The sequence below is a fragment of the Metapseudomonas otitidis genome (assembly GCF_011397855.1).
Lineage (GTDB): Bacteria > Pseudomonadota > Gammaproteobacteria > Pseudomonadales > Pseudomonadaceae > Metapseudomonas > Metapseudomonas otitidis.
Genome location: NZ_AP022642.1, coordinates 2,491,190 through 2,513,637, shown reverse-complemented (window position 1 = coordinate 2,513,637; position 22,448 = coordinate 2,491,190). Strand labels below are relative to the sequence as shown.

The 22,448-nt window shown below is 65.1% G+C and carries 16 protein-coding genes and 1 pseudogene; 12 read left to right on the top strand and 5 right to left on the bottom strand.

All coding sequences use genetic code 11. The features are described 5' to 3' along the window. Positions 1 to 26: 26 nt before the first annotated feature. Positions 27 to 389: an ATP-dependent Clp protease adapter ClpS gene (gene clpS, locus PotMrB4_RS11475; RefSeq protein ID WP_044406310.1), complete on the bottom strand. Its 363-nt coding sequence runs from the start codon at positions 387 to 389 to the stop codon at positions 27 to 29. Positions 390 to 616: 227 nt separating this feature from the next. Between clpS and cspD the strand changes: the two are divergent. Then, positions 617 to 875: pseudogene (gene cspD / locus PotMrB4_RS11470) on the top strand (cold shock domain-containing protein CspD); the annotation flags it as partial. Between the two features lie 79 nt (positions 876 to 954). Here the strand turns inward: cspD and icd are convergent. Continuing rightward, positions 955 to 2,211, bottom strand: coding sequence for an NADP-dependent isocitrate dehydrogenase (gene icd / locus PotMrB4_RS11465; protein ID WP_044406307.1), 1,257 nt, complete (start codon positions 2,209 to 2,211; stop codon positions 955 to 957). A 365-nt stretch (positions 2,212 to 2,576) separates the two neighbouring features. On the opposite strand from icd, the gene PotMrB4_RS11460 reads away from it, so the two are divergent. From PotMrB4_RS11460 to PotMrB4_RS11415, 10 genes are all read left to right on the top strand, one after another. Then, a complete protein-coding gene (locus PotMrB4_RS11460) occupies positions 2,577 to 4,805 on the top strand; it encodes an NADP-dependent isocitrate dehydrogenase (protein ID WP_172433314.1) in 2,229 nt (742 codons plus the stop codon). Positions 4,806 to 4,900: 95 nt separating this feature from the next. Next, positions 4,901 to 5,347, top strand: coding sequence for an NUDIX hydrolase (locus tag PotMrB4_RS11455; RefSeq protein ID WP_044406298.1), 447 nt, complete (start codon positions 4,901 to 4,903; stop codon positions 5,345 to 5,347). 61 nt (positions 5,348 to 5,408) lie between these two features. After that, positions 5,409 to 6,524 carry a tRNA 2-thiouridine(34) synthase MnmA gene (gene mnmA / locus PotMrB4_RS11450; RefSeq protein ID WP_074972570.1) on the top strand — a complete coding sequence of 372 codons (1,116 nt, stop codon included), beginning with the start codon at positions 5,409 to 5,411 and terminating at the stop codon, positions 6,522 to 6,524. Beyond that, on the top strand, positions 6,524 to 7,144 hold the full coding sequence (gene hflD, locus PotMrB4_RS11445; RefSeq protein WP_044406292.1) for a high frequency lysogenization protein HflD: 621 nt from the start codon (positions 6,524 to 6,526) through the stop codon (positions 7,142 to 7,144). Before mnmA ends, hflD begins: the two co-directional genes overlap by 1 nt. A 108-nt stretch (positions 7,145 to 7,252) precedes the next feature. Then, positions 7,253 to 8,623 (top strand): adenylosuccinate lyase, encoded by a 1,371-nt coding sequence (purB, locus tag PotMrB4_RS11440; RefSeq protein ID WP_172433313.1) that lies wholly within the window; start codon positions 7,253 to 7,255, stop codon positions 8,621 to 8,623. A 61-nt stretch (positions 8,624 to 8,684) separates the two neighbouring features. Continuing rightward, positions 8,685 to 9,851 carry a ribosomal protein uL16 3-hydroxylase gene (locus PotMrB4_RS11435; protein ID WP_044406286.1) on the top strand — a complete coding sequence of 389 codons (1,167 nt, stop codon included), beginning with the start codon at positions 8,685 to 8,687 and terminating at the stop codon, positions 9,849 to 9,851. Beyond that, a complete protein-coding gene (locus PotMrB4_RS11430) occupies positions 9,844 to 10,269 on the top strand; it encodes a GNAT family N-acetyltransferase (protein ID WP_044406283.1) in 426 nt (141 codons plus the stop codon). The genes PotMrB4_RS11435 and PotMrB4_RS11430 overlap by 8 nt, the downstream gene beginning before the upstream one ends. A gap of 8 nt (positions 10,270 to 10,277) precedes the next feature. Continuing rightward, positions 10,278 to 10,907 (top strand): DUF7931 domain-containing protein, encoded by a 630-nt coding sequence (locus tag PotMrB4_RS11425; protein ID WP_172433312.1) that lies wholly within the window; start codon positions 10,278 to 10,280, stop codon positions 10,905 to 10,907. Then, positions 10,904 to 11,725: a secretin N-terminal domain-containing protein gene (locus PotMrB4_RS11420; RefSeq protein WP_172433311.1), complete on the top strand. Its 822-nt coding sequence runs from the start codon at positions 10,904 to 10,906 to the stop codon at positions 11,723 to 11,725. The genes PotMrB4_RS11425 and PotMrB4_RS11420 overlap by 4 nt, the downstream gene beginning before the upstream one ends. A gap of 483 nt (positions 11,726 to 12,208) precedes the next feature. Next, complete coding sequence (locus PotMrB4_RS11415) at positions 12,209 to 13,804, top strand: isocitrate lyase (protein ID WP_044406275.1); 1,596 nt, start codon at positions 12,209 to 12,211, stop codon at positions 13,802 to 13,804. Positions 13,805 to 13,932: 128 nt separating this feature from the next. Here PotMrB4_RS11415 and PotMrB4_RS11410 read toward each other — a convergent pair whose 3' ends face one another. From PotMrB4_RS11410 to PotMrB4_RS11400, 3 genes are all read right to left on the bottom strand, one after another. Then, on the bottom strand, positions 13,933 to 14,226 hold the full coding sequence (locus PotMrB4_RS11410; RefSeq protein ID WP_052807592.1) for a hypothetical protein: 294 nt from the start codon (positions 14,224 to 14,226) through the stop codon (positions 13,933 to 13,935). 101 nt (positions 14,227 to 14,327) lie between these two features. Next, positions 14,328 to 19,217 carry a PAS domain S-box protein gene (locus PotMrB4_RS11405; RefSeq protein ID WP_172433310.1) on the bottom strand — a complete coding sequence of 1,630 codons (4,890 nt, stop codon included), beginning with the start codon at positions 19,215 to 19,217 and terminating at the stop codon, positions 14,328 to 14,330. A 14-nt stretch (positions 19,218 to 19,231) separates the two neighbouring features. Beyond that, the gene (locus PotMrB4_RS11400) at positions 19,232 to 20,962 is read right to left on the bottom strand and encodes a putative bifunctional diguanylate cyclase/phosphodiesterase (protein ID WP_172433309.1); all 1,731 of its coding nucleotides are present in this window, start codon (positions 20,960 to 20,962) and stop codon (positions 19,232 to 19,234) included. 235 nt (positions 20,963 to 21,197) lie between these two features. On the opposite strand from PotMrB4_RS11400, the gene PotMrB4_RS11395 reads away from it, so the two are divergent. Then, on the top strand, positions 21,198 to 22,448 hold the full coding sequence (locus tag PotMrB4_RS11395) for an HD-GYP domain-containing protein (RefSeq protein WP_074972558.1): 1,251 nt from the start codon (positions 21,198 to 21,200) through the stop codon (positions 22,446 to 22,448).

Genomic DNA, 22,448 nt, shown 5'->3' with positions numbered 1-22,448 from the left:
CTTCACCTCATACCCAAGTGGCCGGATTAACCGTCCTTCTCGATCTCACAGAGCAGCGGATGCTGGCTCTCTCTCGCGTATTGATTCACCTGCATAGCCTTGGTTTCAGCAATATCGCGCGTATACACACCACATACGGCCCGCCCTTCGGTATGGACGGTCAGCATGACCCGCGTCGCCACTTCGCGATCCAGGTTGAAGATGGTTTCCAGCACCTCGACCACGAAATCCATCGGCGTGTAGTCATCATTGAACATCACCACCTTGTACATGGATGGTGCCTTCAGGGCCGGCTTGGCTTCCTGAAGCACCAGACCGGCATCATCACCGCCGATGTGCTCGGGGTGATCCTGATTGAATGTTAGTCGAATCTGGCTGCTTGCATGCATGCTGGAAAAAGCTTCTTGGCCGATGGAAAGGAACGCCCCATGGAGTTTGACCCGCTTCTCAGCCGGCCGCCGCATCGCCTTGACTAAAGGCAAAAGGGTGTTACAAACAAGGGATACCCACCTACGGGTATCAAGGGTTCCGCACCTTCGTCCGCCCGGTCGGGCCTGGCGCGGGGTCGTAGTGGATGATACTCCAGTGATGGAGTCCTTTGCAGAGGGATATCAGCATGGTTAGCGGTAAGGTCAAGTGGTTCAACAACGCCAAGGGGTATGGATTTATCCTCGCTGAAGGCCGAGATGAGGACCTGTTCGCCCATTACTCGGCGATCCAGATGGAGGGCTACAAGACCCTCAAGGCTGGCCAGCCGGTAAGCTTCGACATTATCCAGGGCCCCAAGGGCCTGCATGCCGTGAACATCAGCCCTGTCACGGCGGCCAGCGATACCCATGGCACCGCTGCAGTTGCCACTGCCAAAGGTAGCGCCGTCGAAGCCTGACCCTGAAAGCTGGGGAAACGAAAAGGCCGGTCAAATTGACCGGCCTTTTTTTGTTGCACGCCTATCGATCACATGTGCGTGATGATGGCGTCGCCGAACTCGGAGCAGGACTGCAGCTTGGCACCGTCCATCAGACGCTCGAAGTCGTAGGTGACGGTCTTCGCCGCAATGGCACCGTTCACGCCCTTGATGATCAGGTCCGCAGCCTCGCCCCAGCCCATATGGCGGAGCATCATTTCGGCGGAAAGAATCACCGACCCCGGGTTCACCTTGTCCAGGCCTGCGTATTTAGGCGCAGTGCCGTGGGTCGCCTCGAACATCGCCACCGAGTCGGACAGGTTGGCGCCCGGAGCGATACCGATACCCCCTACCTCAGCCGCCAGGGCATCGGACAGGTAGTCGCCGTTGAGGTTGAGGGTCGCGATCACGTCGTACTCGGCCGGGCGCAGCAGGATCTGCTGCAGCATGGCGTCGGCGATGACGTCCTTCACCACGATGTTCTTGCCAGTGCGCGGATTCTTGAACTGCATCCACGGCCCACCATCCAGCAGTTCGGCACCGAATTCCTGGCGCGCAATCTCGTAGCCCCACTCTTTGAAGGCGCCTTCGGTGAATTTCATGATGTTGCCCTTGTGCACCAGGGTCACGGAGCTGCGGTCATTGTCCACCGCGTACTGCAGGGCCTTGCGAACCAGGCGCTTGGTGCCTTCCTCGGAAACGGGCTTGATACCGATACCGCAGTTCTCGGTGAAGCGGATCTTCTTCACGCCCATTTCCTCGGTGAGGAACTTGATGACCTTCTCGGCCTCGGGGCTACCCGCCTTCCACTCGACACCCGCATAGATATCTTCGGAGTTCTCGCGGAAGATCACCATGTCCACGTCGCCGGGCTTCTTGACCGGGCTCGGCACGCCTTCGAACCAGCGCACCGGACGCAGGCAAACGTAAAGGTCCAGCTCCTGGCGCAGGGCCACGTTGAGGGAGCGGATGCCACCGCCCACCGGCGTGGTCAGCGGGCCCTTGATGGATACGACGTAGTCGCGCACGGCCTCCAGGGTTTCCTTGGGCAGCCAGGTGTCCTGATCGTAGACCTGAGTGGCCTTCTCGCCGGCATAGACCTCCATCCAGGCGATCTTGCGCTCACCGCCATACGCCTTGGACACGGCAGCGTCCACGACCTTGATCATTACAGGGCTGATGTCGACACCAATACCATCGCCCTCGATGAAGGGAATGATGGGGGTATTCGGTACGTTCAGGGACATATCCGCGTTAACGGTGATTTTGTCACCGACTGCCGGAACCTGGATCTTTTGGTATCCCATGCTGAGCTCCATATTGTGGTTTGAGAATGCTCTTGCGGCCCGTGAGCCTACTCCAAACGGGCGGTCATCGACCATATCTTCCTTAGTCGAAACATCGTGCCAGAGCCAGCCAACCGAAAGGAATGGTACACTGCGCGCCGTGACCTCATGGTCACCTGGGTCGAGCAGTCTGGGACCAGGCTCAACTGACCCTGAAGCGGCCAGACCACCATCATGATCGGGCCGAGCAACGCTCTACTGGCGCTCCATTACCCCTCCGCGGCAATTCTCGGCACTGCTCAACATCGGATCCGTTTGAGCGACTGCATCTACCGGTGCGCTACGAGAGTCTGTGCGCGTCCAGCATAGAAGAGAGTCAAACGTTAATGCCCAACCGTCCGAAGATTACCTACACCTTCACCGACGAAGCCCCAGCGCTCGCCACCTACTCCCTCCTCCCCATCGTCAAGGGATTCGCCGCCTCCGCCGGCATCGACGTGGAGACCCGCGACATCTCCCTCGCCGGACGCATCCTCGCCACCTTCGCCGACACCCTCCCTGCCGACAAGCGCATCGAGGATGACCTGGCCTACCTGGCGACCCTTGCGACCGCTGCCGACGCCAACATCATCAAGCTGCCGAACATCTCCGCATCGGTACCGCAGCTGAAGGGCGCAATCGCAGAACTCCAGGCACTGGGCTACAACGTCCCCAACTTCCCTGAAGATCCGCAGAGCGAAGAAGAGAAGGAAATCCGCGCGCGCTACACCAAGGTGCTGGGCAGCGCCGTGAACCCGGTCCTGCGCGAAGGCAACTCCGACCGCCGCGCACCGGCAGCCGTCAAAGCCTACGCCCGCAAGCACCCGCACTCCATGGGCAAGTGGAGCATGGCCTCCCGCTCCCACGCCGACTACATGCGTGGCGGCGACTTCTTCTCCAGCGAGCAGTCCATCACCATGGCCAAGGCCGGTGACGTTCGCATCGAGTTCGTCGGCAAGGACGGCCAGGTCGAGCTGAAGAAAAAGCTGGCCCTTCAGGATGGCGAAGTGCTCGACAGCATGTTCATGAGCTGCAAGAAGCTCCGTGCCTTCTTCGAACAGACCCTGCAGGACTGCAAGGAAACCGGCGTCATGTGGTCCCTGCACGTCAAGGCCACCATGATGAAGGTCTCCCACCCCATCGTGTTCGGCCACGCCGTCAGCGTTTACTACAAGGACGTCTTCGACAAGTACGGCGACCTGTTCAAGGAACTGGGCGTCAACCCGAACAACGGCATCAGCAGCGTCTACGACAAGATCAAGGCCCTGCCCGCCTCCCAGCAGGAGGAGATCCTGCACGACATCCACGAGGTCTACAGCCACCGCCCCGAAATGGCGATGGTCGACTCCGTCAAGGGCATCACCAACCTGCACATCCCCAGTGACGTGATCGTCGACGCCTCCATGCCGGCCATGATCCGCAACTCCGGCCAGATGTGGGGCAAGGACGGCAAGCAGAAAGACACCAAGGCCGTGATGCCGGAAAGCACCTACGCCCGCATCTACCAGGAAATGATCAACTTCTGCAAAACCAACGGCGCGTTCGACCCCACCACCATGGGCAGCGTACCGAACGTCGGCCTGATGGCGCAGAAGGCCGAGGAATACGGCTCCCACGACAAGACCTTCGAGATGACCGCAGACGGCACCATGCGCGTCGTCACTGCCGACGGCACCGTCCTGATGCAGCACGAAGTGGAAGCCGGCGACATCTGGCGCGCCTGCCAGACCAAGGACGCCCCGATCCGCGACTGGGTCAAGCTGGCCGTCACCCGTGCCCGCCAGTCCAACACCCCTGCCATCTTCTGGCTGGACCCGGAGCGCGCCCACGACCGCGAACTGCAGAAGAAGGTCGAGCTGTACCTCAAGGACCACGACCTGACCGGCCTGGACATCCGCATGATGGGCTACAACGAAGCCATCCGCGTCTCCATGGAACGCATGATCCGCGGCCTGGATACCATCTCGGTGACCGGCAACGTCCTGCGTGACTACCTGACCGACCTGTTCCCCATCATGGAACTGGGCACCTCGGCCAAGATGCTCTCCATCGTCCCGCTGATGGCGGGCGGCGGCATGTACGAAACCGGCGCCGGCGGCTCCGCGCCCAAGCACGTGCAGCAACTGGTGGAAGAGAACTACCTGCGCTGGGATTCCCTCGGCGAGTTCCTGGCCCTGGCCGTCTCCCTCGAAGAGACCGGCATCAAGACCGGCAACGCCAAGGCCAAGCTGCTGGGCAAGACCCTCGACGAAGCCACCGGCAAACTGCTGGACAACAACAAATCCCCGTCCCGCAAGGTCGGCGAGATCGACAACCGCGGCAGCCACTTCTACCTGGCGCTCTACTGGGCCCAGGCCCTGGCCGCCCAGGACGAAGACGCCGAACTCAAGGCCCACTTCGCCCCGGTCGCCAAGGCCCTGACCGAGCAGGAAGCCGCCATCGTCGCCGAACTCAACGGCGTACAGGGCAAGCCTGCCGAAATCGGCGGCTACTACCGCTCCAACCCCGAGCTGACCAGCCAGGTGATGCGCCCCAGCGCCACCTTCAACGCGGTCATCGACGGACTGGTCGCCTAAACGACCTGCAGTACCAGAAACCCCGGGCATGTCCCGGGGTTTCTTTTTCCGGCGCAGCCCTGCGAACATGTCGCCCCCTCAGAAGGAGCCACACCATGACCTGGCAACCCCACATCACCGTCGCCACCGTGGTCGAAGACCAGGGCCGCTTTCTCCTGGTCGAGGAAGAAGCCGACGGCCGGGCCGTCCTGAACCAGCCCGCCGGCCACCTCGAAGCCGACGAGACGCTGCCCCAGGCCGCCCTGCGGGAAACCCTCGAAGAGACCGGCTGGGAGGTTGAACTCACCGCCGTCACCGGCATCTACCTGTACACCGCCCCCAGCAATGGCGTGACCTACCAGCGCGTCTGCTTCGCCGCCCGCCCCCTGCGTCATCGCCCCGACCTGGCACTGGACGACGGCATCATCGGCCCGCGCTGGCTCACCCGTGACGAGCTGGCAGCCCAGCAGGACCGCTGGCGCAGCCGCCTCGTCCTGCGCTGTGTCGACGACTACCTGGCGGGTGAACGCTTTCCCCTGGCCCTGATCCGCGACCCGGCCTGATCGCCCCCATTCGCCGCAACTGGTAGAATCCCGTTCTTTTTTGCAGCAGCAACAGATTCCTATGTCCGATAAAGCCAACACCCGCGTCATCGTCGGCATGTCCGGCGGCGTAGACTCCTCGGTTTCCGCTCTCCTGCTGATGGAACAGGGCTACCAGGTGGAAGGCCTGTTCATGAAGAACTGGGACGAGGACGACGGCACCGAGTACTGCACCGCCAAGGAAGACCTGGCCGACGCCCAGGCCGTCTGCGACCGCATCGGCATCAAGCTGCACACCGCCAACTTCGCCGCCGAGTACTGGGACAACGTGTTCGAGCACTTCCTCGCCGAATACAAGGCCGGCCGCACGCCGAACCCGGACATCCTCTGCAACCGCGAGATCAAGTTCAAAGCCTTCCTCGACTACGCCCTGATGCTCGGCGCCGACCTCATCGCCACCGGCCACTACGTGCGCCGCCGCGATATCGACGGTCGCACCGAGCTGCTCAAGGGCCTGGACCCGAACAAGGACCAGAGCTACTTCCTCCACGCCGTCGGCGGCAAGGAAATCGCCCGTACCCTGTTCCCCGTCGGCGAACTGGAAAAGCCGGAAGTCCGCGCCATCGCCGAGAAACACGGCCTGGCCACCGCCAAGAAGAAGGACTCCACCGGCATCTGCTTCATCGGTGAACGCCGCTTCAGCGACTTCCTCAAGCAGTACCTCCCCGCCCAGCCGGGTGACATCGAGACCACTGACGGCGACGTCATCGGCCGCCACCACGGCCTCATGTACCACACCATCGGCCAGCGCCAGGGCCTGGGCATCGGCGGCATGAAGGACGCCAGCGACGAGCCCTGGTACGTCCTCGCCAAGGACGTCGCCCGCAACGTCCTCGTGGTCGGCCAGGGTAATGAGCACCCGTGGCTGTTCTCCCGGGCCCTGCTCGCCTCCGAGATCTTCTGGGTCAACCCCATCGAACTGGACGCCCCGCGCCAACTCACCGCCAAGGTGCGCTACCGCCAGGCCGACCAGGCCTGCACCCTGGAGAAGACCGCCGACGGCTACCGCGCCGTCTTCGCCGAGCCCCAGCGCGCCGTCACCCCCGGCCAGTCCGTGGTCTTCTACGATGGCGAGGTGTGCCTCGGCGGCGGCGTGATCGAGAGCGCCGAGCCCTGGTACAGCGAGGAACGCACCTGATGGCCCCGCTGAACGAACAACTCATTGCCCTCGGCGGCGTCTTCGAAGCCGCCGCCCTGGTCGACCGCATCGCCAAGACCGGGCAGATCAGCGAAGCCCCCCTCGCCTGCATGATCGGCAGCCTGCTGGTGCGCGACCCGAAGAGCACCCTGGACGTGTACGGCGGCGACGACATCAACCTGCGCGACGGCTACAAGGCCCTGGTAAGCGCACTCGAGCGCGAGCCCGCCAGCCTCCAGCGCGAGCCCCTGCGCTACGCCCTGTCGCTGCTCACCCTCGAACGCCAACTGGCCAAGCGCGACGACATGCTCGACCAGATCGGCAGCCGCCTCGACCAGATCCAGCAGCAGGTCCAGCACTTCGGCCCGGCCCACGACAACGTCGTCGCCTCCTGTGCCTCGCTCTACCAGGACACCCTCAGCACCTTCCGCCAGCGCATCCAGGTGCATGGCGACATGCGCTACCTGCAGCAATCCACCAACGCCGCAAGGATCCGCGCCCTGCTGCTCGCCGGCATCCGCTCAGCCCGCCTCTGGCGCCAGCTCGGCGGCCACCGCTGGCAGCTGCTGTTCAGCCGTCGCAAGCTGCTCGCCGAGCTCTATCCCCTGCTGCGAGGGTGAGCCCAGCGACCGGTCGCCGGAAGGTGACCGGTCGGGCACGGCGACCGGGTCGGTTTTCATGTATGATGTGCGCCCTTTTCGTTGACCGACCTGCCCGAGACCCCCTCCATGCAGCTCTCTTCGCTCACTGCGGTTTCCCCCGTCGATGGCCGCTACGCCGGCAAAACCAGCGCCCTGCGTCCGATCTTCAGTGAATACGGCCTGATCCGTTTCCGCGTCCAGGTCGAAGTGCGCTGGCTGCAGCGCCTCGCCGCCCACGCCGGCGTTCCGGAAGTGGCGCCCTTCTCCGCCGAAGCCAACGCCCTGCTGGACAAGCTCGCCGAAGACTTCCAGCTCGAGCATGCCGAGCGCATCAAGGAAATCGAACGCACCACCAACCACGACGTGAAGGCCGTGGAATACCTGCTCAAGGAGCAGGCCGCCACGCTGCCGGAACTGGCCAAGGTCAGCGAATTCATCCACTTCGCCTGCACCAGCGAGGACATCAACAACCTGTCCCACGCCCTGATGCTGCGCGAAGGTCGCGACCAGGTGATCCTGCCGCTCATGCGCCAGCTGGCCGATGCCATCCGCGATCTGGCCATGCGTTTCGCCGACGTCCCCATGCTGTCCCGTACCCACGGCCAGCCCGCCTCGCCCACCACCCTCGGCAAGGAAATGGCCAACGTCGTCTACCGCCTGGAGCGCCAGATCGCCCAGGTGGCCGCCGTCCCGCTGCTCGGCAAGATCAACGGCGCCGTCGGCAACTACAACGCCCACCTGTCCGCCTACCCGGACATCGACTGGGAAGCCAACGCCCGCGAGTTCATCGAAGGCGACCTGGGCCTGACCTGGAACCCCTACACCACCCAGATCGAGCCCCACGACTACATCGCCGAACTGTTCGATGCCGTCGCCCGCTTCAACACCATCCTCATCGACTTCGACCGCGACGTCTGGGGCTACATCTCCCTCGGCTACTTCAAGCAGAAGACCGTTGCCGGCGAGATCGGCTCCTCCACCATGCCGCACAAGGTCAACCCGATCGACTTCGAGAACTCCGAAGGCAACCTCGGCATCGCCAACGCCCTGTTCCAGCACCTGGCCAGCAAGCTGCCGATCTCCCGCTGGCAGCGCGACCTGACCGACTCCACCGTGCTGCGCAACCTCGGCGTCGGCTTCGCCCACAGCGTCATCGCCTATGAAGCCAGCCTCAAGGGCATCGGCAAGCTGGAGCTGAACGCCCAGCGCATCGCCGAAGACCTGGACGCCTGCTGGGAAGTCCTCGCCGAGCCGGTGCAGACCGTCATGCGTCGTTACGGCGTCGAGAACCCCTACGAGAAGCTGAAGGAACTGACCCGCGGCAAGGGCATCAGCCCCGAAGCCCTGCAGACTTTCATCGACGGTCTGGCCATCCCTGCCGAAGCCAAGGCCGAACTGCGCAAACTGACCCCGGCTGCCTACATCGGCAACGCCGTGGCCCAGGCCAAGCGCATCTGACGGGCAACCGCCTCCATACGCCCGGCCGTGCCGGGCGTTTTTATTTCACAGGTTCACTGCCATGACTTCCGATCTTCCCCTGCAAATCCTCGGCGGCATCTCTGCCCGCGAATTCCTCCGTGACTACTGGCAGAAGAAGCCGCTGCTGATCCGCCAGGCCATCCCAGGCTTCGAAAGCCCCATCTCCCCCGATGAGCTGGCCGGCCTGTCCCTGGAAGAGGAAGTCGAGTCGCGCATCATCCTCGAACACGGCGAGCGCCCCTGGGAGCTGCGTCGCGGCCCCTTCGCCGAGGACACCTACCAGAACCTGCCCGAGCGCGACTGGACCCTGCTGGTGCAGTCCGTCGACCAGTTCGTCCCGGAAGTCGGCGAACTGCTGGAGCACTTCCGCTTCCTGCCCAACTGGCGCATCGACGACGTCATGATCAGCTACGCCGCCCCGGGCGGCGGTGTCGGCCCGCACTACGACAACTACGACGTCTTCCTGCTCCAGGGCCATGGCCACCGCCGCTGGCGCATCGGCCAGATGTGCGACGCCGACAGCGCGCTGCTGCCCCACGGCGACCTGCGCATCCTCGCCGAATTCATGGGCACCGATGAGTGGGTCCTGGAACCCGGCGACATGCTCTACCTGCCGCCGCGCCTCGCCCACTTCGGCACCGCCGAAGACGACTGCATGACCTACTCGGTCGGCTTCCGCGCCCCCAGCGCCGCCGAAGTGCTCACCCACTTCACCGACTTCCTCGCCCAGTTCATCCCGGACGAGGAGCGCTACAGCGACGCCGACATCCAGCCGGTCGAAGACCCGCACCAGATCCAGCAGGACGCCCTCGACCGCCTCAAGGCCCTGATCGCCGAGCACATGAGCGACGAGCGCCTGCTGCTGACCTGGTTCGGCCAGTTCATGACCGAGCCGCGCTACCCCGAACTGGTCACCGGCATCGAAGTCGATGAAGAAGCCTTCGTCGGCGCCATCGAAGACGGCGCCGTGATCATCCGCAACCCCAGCGCACGCATGGCCTGGTCGGAAGTGGATATCGGCCTCGTGCTGTTCGCCAGCGGCCAGAGCCGCCTGCTGCCCTCCTCCCTGCGCGAACTGCTGCGCCTGGTGTGCTCCAGCGATGCACTGCACATCGAGAACCTCGGCCGATGGCTGGCCGACGAAGACGGGCGTAAGCTTCTGTGGGAACTGATCAAGCAAGGAAGTCTGGAGTTTGCCGATGAGTGAGATTCACGTCCGAATCGCCGACTGGCAGAAGGACAACGCTGACTTGCGACGCATCCGCGAGGCGGTCTTCATCGCCGAGCAATCCGTGTCGCCTGAACAGGAGTGGGATGCCGAGGATGCCGACGCCGTGCACTTCCTCGCCCTCGAGCACGAGTACGCCATCGGCACCGCACGCCTGTTGCCCGACGGCCACATCGGTCGCGTTTCGGTCCTCAAGGATTGGCGCGGCCTGCATGTCGGTGATCGCCTGCTCGAAGCGGTGATCGCCGAAGCCGAGCGCCGCGGCCTCAAGCAGCAGATGCTCTCGGCCCAGGTCCACGCCACGCCGTTCTACGAGCGCCATGGCTTCCGTGTGGTCAGCGAGGAATTCATCGAAGCCGGCATCCCCCACGTGGATATGGTGCGCGACAGCCAATAGAGGTCCCCATGGAATCGAACGTCCCGGAAAACGAAGAGATCGAGGCCGAGCTGCCTGCCATCGAATTCCATTCACCGGGGCGTTTCGATGTCCATAACCCGGTCCCGGACCTGCGCGAACCCGCCCCCTGGGAACCCGCTCCCTTCGTGCTCGGCCAGCACGACGCCCTGCAGCGCTTCGCCAAACCCGAGGAAGCCCGCTCCCACGCCCTGGCGCTCCTGCAACAGGCCCAGCGCAGCCTCAACCTCTACACGCCCGACCTGGAAGCCTGGCTCTATCACCACAGCAGCATCCAGACAGCCTGCACCCGCTTCCTCCTGGCCAACCCGCGCAACCGCCTGCGCATCCTGATCCGCGACGTGACCCGCCCGGTGAAGGAAGGCCACCGCCTGCTCAACCTCGTGCGCCGCCTGTCCAGCAACAGCCAGATCCGCCGGCTCAACCCGGACCACGCCAGCGAAGAGTGCGCCTACCTGCAGGTGGACGACCGTGGCCTGCTGATGCGCCCGGAGCTGGACAGCTTCGCCGGCTACGCCCTGTACAACGACCCCGGCCGCTGCCGCCTGCGCCAGGTCCAGTTCGACCAGGCCTGGGACCAGAGCGTCAGCGACCCCGACCTGCGGAGTTTCCTGCTATGACGCCACGCGCCCTGCTCGCCGCCCTGCTCGCCGCCCTGTGCCTGGCCCTGAGCCTGCCCCTGCAGGCCGCCACCGAAGTCATCCCGCTCAACTACCGCACCGCCGAGGACGTGATGCCGGTGGTGCAGTCGGTGATCGGCAACGAAGGTCGGGTCAGCGCCTACGGCAACCAGCTGATCGTCAATGCCTCCCCGCAGAAGATCCAGGAACTGCGCGGCGTGCTCGACAAGCTCGACACCGCCCCACGCCGCCTGCTGATCTCGGTGGACACCAGCGACAGCAACTACCAGGACGACCAGGGCTACAGCGTCAACGGCTCGGCCAGCGTCGGCGGCGTCGACGTCCAGGCCGGCCGTGGCGAAGTCAACGGCCGCGACCAGGTGCGCATCATCCGCCGCAGCACCGACAGCCGGGGCGGCGGCGTCCAGCAGGTCCAGGCCACCGAGGGCTACCCCGCCCTCATCCAGGTCGGCCAGAGCGTGCCCATCACCAGTGCCAGCACCGGGCCCTATGGGCAGGTCTACACCAACACCGAATACCGCAACGTCACCCGCGGCTTCTACGTCACCGCCAGCGTCACCGGGCAGACCGTGCACGTCAGCCTCAGCAGCAACCGCGACCGCCTCAGCCAGTCCCAGCCGGGCGCCATCGACATCCAGAGCACCGACACCCGCGTCAGCGGCCGGCTCGGCGAATGGATCACCGTCGGCGGCGTCAACGAATCCAGCCAGAGCGACAGCAGTGGTTTCCTGCACCGCCAGACCACCCAGGGCAGCGAAAACATGACCCTGCGCCTGAAGGTCGACAGCCTCGACTGAGCCCCCTCCAACTGACCATCCAGTCGCACACACGACTTTTGTAGTAGTCACAAAAAAACACTACAAAAACGTTTGACGAACACTTGTTTGAGGCGCATGATGGCCCCGCTCCCGCTAACCAGGGGCCCTGAAACGGGCCTCCGGGCCGTGCTCCAGACCAACGAGCCGACCCGTGTTGTGTAGCCCAAAAGGCAGTGCGACGAGGTTGCGACTGGAACGAGGTTGTCCTGAGGGACGGGGAAGCACCGCGAAACTGGCAGACGAAACTTCACCCCTATTCGTGCGTCAAGGCATCCACGAGCCGAAAGCGCCACGGGTAGCGATCACCGAAGCCGCCTGCACCGTTCGTCTCAACCCCTCCCTCCGAGTTCACACTCGCTCTGGTCACATTCTCAGCGTACTGCGGTGAGCAACCCGCCATGGCCTTCCAGGTCCTTGCACGGGGAAGTTGGTGCTCAACCATACACATTTGAAGGATTGACCATGTCCGCATATCAGAACGAGATCAAAGCCGTTGCCGCGCTGAAAGAGAAGTACGGCAGCAGCTGGAGCGCGATCAACCCCGAGTACGCAGCTCGCATGCGTGTGCAGAACCGCTTCAAGACCGGTCTGGACATCGCCAAGTACACCGCGGCCATCATGCGCAAGGACATGGCCGAGTACGATGCCGACTCCTCCGTCTACACCCAGTCCCTGGGCTGCTGGCACGGCTTCATCGGTCAGCAGAAGCTGATCTCCATCAAGAAGCACCTGAAGACCACCAACAAGCGCTACCTCTACCTGTCCGGCTGGATGGTTGCCGCCCTGCGTTCCGACTTCGGTCCGCTGCCCGACCAGTCCATGCACGAGAAGACCGCTGTCGCCGGCCTGATCGAAGAGCTGTACACCTTCCTGCGCCAGGCTGACGCCCGCGAACTGGACCTGCTGTTCACCGCCCTGGACGCTGCCCGCGCCGCCGGTGACAAGGCCAAGGAAGCCGAAGTACAGGCCCAGATCGACGGCTACGAAACCCACGTCGTCCCGATCATCGCCGACATCGACGCTGGCTTCGGTAACCCGGAAGCCACCTACCTGCTGGCCAAGAAGATGATCGAAGCCGGTGCCTGCTGCATCCAGATCGAGAACCAGGTTTCCGACGAGAAGCAGTGCGGCCACCAGGACGGCAAAGTGACCGTTCCCCACGAAGACTTCCTCGCCAAGATCAACGCCGTTCGCTACGCGTTCCTCGAGCTGGGTGTGGACGACGGCGTGATCGTTGCCCGTACCGACTCCCTGGGTGCCGGCCTGACCAAGCAGATCGCCGTGACCAAGCAGCCGGGCGACCTGGGCGACCAGTACAACTCCTTCCTGGACTGCGAAGAGATCTCCGCTGCCGAACTGAAGAACGGCGACGTCGTGATCAACCGCGAAGGCAAGCTGCTGCGTCCCAAGCGCCTGCCGTCCAACCTGTTCCAGTTCCGTCAGGGCACCGGCGAAGACCGCTGCGTACTGGACTGCATCACCAGCCTGCAGAACGGCGCCGACCTGCTGTGGATCGAAACCGAGAAGCCGCACGTTGGCCAGATCAAAGGCATGGTTGACCGCATCCGTCAGGTCATCCCGAACGCCAAGCTGGTCTACAACAACAGCCCGTCCTTCAACTGGACCCTGAACTTCCGCCAGCAGGTGTTCGACGCGTTCGTCGCCGAAGGCAAGGACGTTTCCGCCTACGACCGCGCCAAGCTGATGAGCGTCGAGTACGACGAGACCGAACTGGCCCAGGTTGCAGACGAGAAGATCCGTACCTTCCAGCGTGACGGTTCCGCCCACGCCGGCATCTTCCACCACCTGATCACCCTGCCGACCTACCACACTGCGGCCCTGTCCACCGACAACCTGGCCAAAGGCTACTTCGCCGACGAGGGCATGCTGGCCTACGTGAAGGGTGTTCAGCGTCAGGAGCTGCGCCAAGGCATCGCCTGCGTCAAGCACCAGAACATGGCTGGCTCCGACATCGGCGACAACCACAAGGAGTACTTCGCTGGCGAAGCGGCTCTGAAGGCAAGCGGTAAAGACAACACCATGAACCAGTTCCACTAATAGGAGCTGTTCACCGGCGGGCCCTCGGGCCCAGCCGGATGCCTCAAGGCCCCGGTAGCGATACCGAGGCCTTTTTTATTTGCACCTGCTGACCAGGGCGGAATACTCCCGCCTCGCCCGCCCCCGCCTTACTGGCCGTTGACCAGCCGCAGGCGCTTCTCGGTGAACACGCAGATCACCCCCGCGTTGTTGTGCATCACCGGATGGTTGAAGTCGCAATAGGCCGCCGCCACGCTCAACGGCAACTGCTCGTTGCCCCAGCGGGCCGGCTTGAACCAGGCCAGCTCGCCCTCCTTGCACAGCCGTGCATCGGCGTCAGAGGTGAAGGTGCACAGCGCCGTCTGGTCCACCTGCTTGTCCAGGCAGGCGGTCAACGGCAGAACCATCAGAAGGGCCAGGAAGGGCTTGAAGGGAAGACGCATGCTGCTCACACCTCGGCAGTGGTTGAAGTGCCGATTTGAGCGAGCCGGTGCCCGCCAGTTCCGCAGCGCCGAGAAGAATTCGGTATCAGGCCCGATACCCTTCAGTCCGGCGAAGACGCCGCATCACTGGGCAACAGGTCACGGGCCAAGGCCTGGGCGCCCTGGAAGTCCAGGCGCTCCACCCGCGCGGCAAAGGCCGCTGCCGCCTCCCGCAGGCTGTCCGGAGCACGCCCTTTAAGCTCCCGCGCGCGGTCCAGCGCCTGGATCGATCCGCTGGCCAGCAGCTCCAGCGTCTGCTGCAGCGCCTCACGCCAGGCGTCCTCATCCAGCGCCGGCAGGGGCTCCTGCCCCTGGCCAGTCGACGCATCCACCTGGAACTGCTCAAGCAGTTGCTGGTTGCTCTCCACCAGCAGTGCACGCATCTGCAGCAGCCAGCTCGGGTCTTCGAGGAAGGGAGCAGCCGTATCCGGGGTCAATCCACGGCCCCGGCTCTCCAGCTCCATGGCCAGGTGTGAAAGCGCCCTGGCTCCCATCGTCCCGGTACTGCCCTTGATGCCATGCAAGGCCGCCAGCACACCGCGCAGGTCGCCATCATCACGGGCCTGCTGCAACTGCTCCAGCTGACGCTCGGTCTCCTCGCGGAAGCTGACCAGCACCGTCTGCAGCAATGGCAGGTTGTCGGCAAAACGCGACAGGATCGATGCCGGCGGCTCCAGCAACACCTGCGCACCCGGGGCGGGTCGGGGGGGCGGAGGCTCCGGTAGCGCCGGGGTAGCCCCACCGGTCCAGAACAACAGCACCCGGGTCAGTTGCTGGATGTCCACGGGCTTGCCGACGTGATCGTTCATCCCCGCTTCCAGGCAGGTGCGCCGGTCCTGCTCCGAGGCATTGGCGGTCATGGCGATGATCGGCAGGGTGCGGCACCGTTCATCCAGGCGGATGCGCCGGGACGCCTCCAGGCCATCGATGTCCGGCATCTGGATGTCCATCAGCACCGCATCGAAACGCTCCGGCTCCGCCAGCACCGTCTGCACCCCCTCCAGGCCGCCCTCGGCCAGGATCACTTCCGCGCCCTCGCCCATCAGCAGCTCCGAAGCCACCTGGCGGTTCAGCGCGTTGTCCTCCACCACCAGCAGGCACAACCCAGCAAGGTGCCGGACCCGCGCTACACCGGCGGTAGGCTGGCCCACCGCCCCCTCCTCGCCCCAGATCGCCCGTTGCACAGCAGTGGCCAACTGCTGGGGCGTCACCGGCTTGGTGAGGAACGCCGCAAACGGTGCCCGTCCCTTCTGCTGCTGGTCCGCCAGCACCTCGCTGCCGTGGGCGGTGATCATCACCACCCGGGGTGCTGCAGCCCCCAGTGCCGCCAGGGCACGGCTGCTGGCCAGCCCGTCCAGCCCCGGCATGCGCCAGTCCATCAGCACCAGGTCGAACGGATCGCCCCGCCGCGCCGCCTGCTGCACCGCCGAGACAGCCGCCTCACCCGACATCACGTATTCACTGCGCCACCCCAGGGACAGCAGCGTGCGCAGCAGCACCTCCCCCGCCACCGGGTTGTCGTCCACCACCAGCAGGTGCAGCGGCGCATCCACGCACGGGCACTCGCTGCGCAGGGCGGCGACCGGCTCGCTGATGCCCAGCCGCACATCGAACCAGAAACGGCTGCCTTCTCCCGGCCGGCTTTCCACCTTCAGCTCGGCCCCCATCAGCTCCACCAGGCGCTTGCAGATCACCAGGCCCAGCCCGGTGCCGCCGAAGCGGCGCGTGGTGGACGCCTCGGCCTGGGTGAAGCCATCGAAGATCCGCTCCAGCTGCTCCGGGCTGATGCCGATGCCGGTGTCGCTGATCGACACCTGCAGCAACACCGAGGAGTCGTCGCAGGCCAGTTGACGGAAGGCCACCACCACCTGGCCACGGCTGGTGAATTTCAGGGCATTGCCACCCAGGTTGATCAGCACCTGCTGCAGGCGGAAGCTGTCCCCCACCAGGTGCAGCGGCAGGTTGGCGTCGAGGTCGAACATCACCTCGACATCCTTGTCGCCCTGGTTACCCGCCAGCACCACTGCCAAGTCGCGCATCAGCGACTCCAGCTCGAACGGGTGCGGATCGAGCTGCAGCTTGCCGGCTTCGATCTTCGAGTAATCGAGAATGTCGTTGAGCAGCCCCAGCAACGAGCGCGCCGCTGTCTGCGCCTTGAGCACGTAGTCCAGCTGGCGGTTGTCCAGCCCGGTGCCCTGCACCAGGTGCAGCATGCCCAGCACCGCATTCATCGGCGTGCGGATTTCATGGCTCATGTTGGCGAGGAAGAAGCTCTTCGCCGCGCTGGCCGCATCCGCCTTGTCACGCGCATCCCGCAGGCGCGACTCCAGTTCGCGCTGGGCGGTGATGTCGAGGTTGATCCCGGTCACCCGGGTGGGCCGGCCCAGGGAGTCCCGTTCGATCTGAGCCGCCGCCTGGATGTAACGCACCTGCCCGTCCGGCCGCACGATGCGGAAGATCGGGTCATAGACGGCGGTCCCGGCGATGGCCCCTTGCAACTGCGCCACCACCCGGTCCATGTCGTCCGGGTGCACACGCTGGCGCCAATGGTCGAACGTGAGGCCTTGTTCCCGCAGGCTGCGCGGCTGTCCATACAGCTCGAACATGCGGTCGTTCCAGTGCAGCCGGTTGTCCTCCAGGAACCACGACCAGATGCCCAGGCCCGCCACCTCCGAGGCCAGCAGCAGCTGGTCGCGGGTGGCCACCAGCTCCTTGCGCTGGCGATGCTGCTCGCTGAGGTCGGTCACCACGCAGACCATGCGCTGCTCGCCACCCACCAGCATCGGTGCCAGGGTGACCTGCATGGGGAAGGCGCTGTCGTCACTGCGCCGCCCCCACAGCTCCATCCCGCTGGGCCCCAGACCCTCCACCGGCTGCTCGTAGCCCGTGAGCAGTTCGTGGAAGCGCTCCAGGGACACGGGCTCGATCAGGTCCTCGATAGAGCGCCCGACCATATGCTCGGGCGATACCCCAAACACCACGCCACCCGCCGGGTTGAAGGTCTGGATGCGCCCCTCGCCATCGAAGGTGATCACCGGGTTCACCGCCGTATCCAGCACCGCACGGGTGGTCGCCAGGCTCTCCGCCAGGCGCCGCTCGGTGGCCTTGCGCTCGGTGATGTCGAGGGAAATGCCCAGGTAGCCGGTGATGCGCCCCTGCTCATCGCGCATCGCGGTCACCACCAGGGTCACCGGGAAGCGGCTGCCATCCTTGCGCACATAGGTCCACTCACGTGCCTCGGAACCTTCCAGCTCAGGCACCTGGACGAACACCCGGAACCCCTGCACCGGCTTGTCGTAATAGGCGGAAAGCTCCCGGCCACGGGCCACCACCTCTTCGGTCACATGCAGCAGCGCCGGCGTCTGGCGCCCCACCAGTTCCTCGGCCGAGTACCCCAGCAAGCGCTCGGCACCGCGGTTGAACACCCGGATCAGCCCGTCCGGGTCGGTGGCGATGATCGACACCTCGGTGGCCGCGGTCAGCACGCCGTCCAGCAGCACATTGGTGCGCAACAGCTGGGCCGTGCGCTCGGCCACCTGGGTCTCCAGGCTGGCATTGAGCTCGAGGATGCGCGCCTCTGCCTGCTTCTGCGCCGTGATGTCACGCACCGTGCGCGAAATGCCCACCACCCGGCCCAGGCCATCCAGGATCGGCGCGATCGACAGGGCCACATGCACCAGGCTGCCGTCCTGGCGCCGGTAACGGGTTTCGTAGAGGCTGATGCGCTCCCCGGCCAGCGCCTGGCGCAGCAATGTTTCTTCCTGCTCGTGGCCGCGCTCCGGCACCACCAATGCGGCCAGGTCCTGGCCGATGGCCTGCTCCGCGCTGTAGCCGAGGATCGCCTCGGCCCCCTGGTTCCAACTGGTGATCACGCCACCCAGGGTCTGGCCGACGATGCCATCGGCCGAGTTCTCGACGATGGCCGCCAGCCGCGCCTGCTCCGCCAGCACCTGGTGCTTGCGTCGGCGGCTCATCAGGCTCGCCCCCAGCAACGCCGCCAGCAGCAGGCTCAGCCCTGTCCCCGCCACCCACACCATCGCCGGAGGCGGCAGCGCCAGACGCTCGACAAACGACGGCAGCGCAGCCAGCTCGATCTCCCAGCGACGGCCGTAGAAATCCCGCAGGACCTTCTCCTGGTGGACTTCAGGCGCCTCGGCCGAATCCGGCGCGCTCTCGTAGAACAGCGGCTCGTCCGAATCCTCGGTGATGTCCCGCAGGCGCAGGCGCATCGTCTCGTCCACCACCTCCAGCCCCTGCAGCACCTGCTCGGTGATCAGCGGCGAATAGCTCCAGCCCATGGCCTGACGCTCCCGCTCAGCCTCGGTCGCCGGCACCACCCCGCTGCGGTAGATCGGCATCAGGATCAGGAACGACTGGCGCGGCTTGCCCAGGGACTGCACCAGGGTGATCGGTGCCGTCAGCCGCACCTCACCACTGCGCATCGCCGACAGGGCCGCTTCACGGCGGTTGCGCTCGGAGGCGATGTCCAAGCCAATGGCGGGCTCGTTGCCTGCCAGGGGCTCGATGTACTGGATGATGAAGTGCTCGCCCGGATGGTCCGTCAGTTCATGGATGTCGAAATCCGCCGGCCCGTCGGCCCGCGCCTTGACCAGGAAACCGGCCAGCTCGGCCTGCGGCACACGGCGGATCAACCCGAAGCCCCGCGCACCCGGAAACTCTTTGGTGATATCGCGGGAGCGGGCATAGCGCTGGAAGATCTCCCGCGTCATGCCCCACTCCCCAGCGGTCAGCAGGCTGCCCCGAGCCCCACGCAAACCGTACTGGTAAAGCTCCAGGCGCTTCACAACGCCATCTGCGGCACGCTCGGTGACGTCATGCAGGGCCTCGTGCAGACGATCCTGGTTGGCGCGCTCCAGCAACCCCGCCAGCAGGCCAGTCACCAGCAGGCCGGCCAGCGCCGTGAGGAGCATGGCAACCAGTGGAACGGACACCTGCCCGCGGTTTCTCACTCGGCCTCCCCCTCGCCATCCAGAGTGGTCCAGCAGCGCGGGTGCTCACAGTGCTCGGCGAGGAAGCCACAGGCGTCCTCGTAGGGCAGCGGCCGGCAGAACAGGTAGCCCTGCATCAGCCGGCACCCCAGCTCCTGAAGACGCCGGGCCTGGCGCGGACACTCCACGCCCTCGGCCACCAGTTCCAGGTCCAGCGCCTGGGCCAGGCGGATGACAGCCTCGATGATGGCCGCATCGCTGCGGTCGGTGAGCATCTCGCGGACGAAGCTCTGGTCGATCTTCAGCACATCGATGGGCAGGCGCTTGAGGTAGGCCAGGCTGGAGTAACCCGTGCCGAAGTCATCGATGGCGATGCGCACGCCGATCTCCTTCAGCGCCAGCAGGGTGGCACGGGTACGGTCGATGTCGTGGGCCAGCACCCCTTCGGTGATTTCCAGTTCCAGGTGGTTCGGCGGCAGGCCCGACTCCTCCAGGATGGCCGTGACCATACCCAGGAAGCTCTCCTCGCGGAACTGCACCGCCGAGATGTTCACGCTCATGCAAACCGGCCAGCCCATGGCGATCATCCGCTGGGCGTCGTTGCAGGCCTGCAGCATCACGAACTTGCCGATGGGGATGATCAGCCCCGTCTCCTCCGCCAGGGGGATGAAGTCCGCCGGCGACACCAGTTGCCCGTCGGACGTGCGCCAGCGCACCAATGCCTCCACGCCGCTGGGGCGGCCGTCGGTGACGTCCACCTTGGCCTGGTAGAACACCTCGAACACCCGCTGCTCCAGCGCCCGGCGCATATGCCGTTCGAGCATGTGGCGGGCCCGGGTGCTGTTCTCGATCTGCTCGGAAAAGAAACGGAAGCGGTTGCGGCCCTCCTGCTTGGCCTGGTACATCGCCGCGTCCGCATAGCGGTAAAGCGACTCGAAATTGTCGCAATCATCGGGGAAAAAGCTGATGCCGATGCTCCCCGACAAGTCATAGCGGTTGCCGTTGATCAGCAGCGGCTGGGCGATGATCCCCAGCAGCCGCTCGGAGAAGTCCCCTACCGCATCGAAGCCCTGCACGTCCGGCAGCAGCACCACGAACTCGTCGCCGCCCTGGCGGCTCACCGTGTCCACCGAACGCACCGCCGCAGACAGCCGCTGGGCCACCTCGCGCAACACCTGGTCGCCAGTGGAGTGGCCAATGGTGTCGTTGAGGAACTTGAAGTTGTCCAGGTCCAGCATCAGCATCGCCACCCGCCCCTCGCTGCGCCGGGCCTTCTGGATGGCCTGGGCCGCACGGTCCTGCAGCAGCGCGCGGTTGGGCAGACCGGTCAGGGCATCGAAGCAGACCACCCGCTTGGCCTGCTCGCGCAAATCCAGGTGGGCACGCACATGGGCGCGCACCAGCGGCAGGTTGAGTGGCTTGCGGATGAAGCCCAGGGCACCGCTCTCCAGCGCCTTCAACTCGTTCTCCGGCCCGCTGTGGGCGGTGACGAACAGCACCGAGGCCCCGCGCAGCTTGGGGTCCGACTTGATCGCCCGGCAGATCTCGAAGCCGTCCATCAGCGGCATCTGGATGTCCAGCAGCACCACGTCCGGGCGGCAGGCCCGCGCCACATCCAGCGTTCCCGTTCCCCCGTTGGCGACATGAATGGACGCCAGGTCGCGGATCGCCTCGCTGAGGATGAGGACGTCGCTGGCCTGGTCATCGACGATCAGGATCACCGGCTCGGAGCTGAAAGAATCCTGCATTCCCTGCTACTCGCTTTCCCTGATTGACAGAGAGACTAGACGAATATGGCACGGTGCCATTGGGCCGCCGGACGGTCGTCGGGCGAAGACGGAACGCCGCATGCCGCGCGGCGCCTTCACTCAAGATAGAACAGCCGTGCAAGCTTGCAGGCGGCGTTTCAAAGCCGGCCATCGCCCGCCTATAGTGAGTGTCAGCCGGCCCTGCCGAGCGCCTTTCCCCCGTCAGAGTAGTGCCATGACACTCAAACGCATCGCCACCACCGACCTGCAATTGGGCATGTACGTTCAGGAGTTCTGCGGTTCATGGATGGACCACCCGTTCTTCCGCGCCAAGTTCGTGGTCAAGACCGACAAGGACCTGCAGCGCATCCGCAACAGCGATGTTCATGAAGTCTGGATCGACACCGACAAGGGCCTGGATATCCACCAGGACCAGCCCAGCGTCAGCGTCGAGGAGGCCGAAGCCGAGATCGACGCCCGCCTGGCCGCCGCCGAGCAGGCGCCGCCCATCGAGCGTGCCGACCTGGAAAGCGAAGTCAGCCGTGCCGCCATGCTCTGTGCCAAGGCCAAGGACGCCGTGGTGAGCATGTTCAGCGATGCCCGCATGGGCAAGGCCATCAGCGTCGACGACGCCCAGGGCCTGGTGCAGGAAATCTCCGACTCGGTGCTGCGCCACCCCAATGCGCTGATCAGCCTGGCGCGGCTGAAGACTGCCGACGAATACACCTACATGCACTCCGTGGCCGTGTGCGCCCTGATGATCGCCCTCGCCCGCCAGCTCGGCCTGGGCGAGGCCCAGGTGCGCGAGGCCGGGCTGGCCGGCCTGCTGCACGACATCGGCAAGATGGCCATCCCCATGGACGTGCTGAACAAGCCCGGCAAGCTCACCGACGACGAGTTCCAGTGCGTGCGCAAGCACCCCGAGGAAGGCGCCCGCATCCTGCTGGAGAGCCACCAGGTCAGCGCCCTGGTGCTGGACGTCTGCCTGCACCACCACGAGAAGGTCGACGGCACCGGCTATCCGCACCGCCTGGCCGGCGACCAGATCAGCCTGCTGGCCAAGATGGGCGCGGTCTGCGACGTCTACGACGCCATCACCTCCGACCGCCCCTACAAGCGTGGCTGGGACCCGGCCGAATCCATCCGCCGCATGGCCGAATGGAGCAAGGACCACTTCGACGAGCTGGTTTTCCAGGCCTTCGTCAAATCCATCGGCATCTACCCCACCGGGTCCCTGGTGCGCCTGGAGAGCGGGCGCCTGGGGGTGGTGATGGAGCAGCACGAGAAGTCCCTCACCACGCCCAAGGTCAAGGTGTTCTATTCCGCCCGACTGAAGACCGCGATCCCCCAGGAAGTGGTGGACCTGGCCAAGCTCGCCGGCCGCGACCGCATCGTCGGCCGCGAATCCCCGGCGGACTGGAACTTCCGCAACCTCGACGAGCTCTGGTCCGGCATCCCCGATCCCCGGCGCAAGACCACCGGCTGA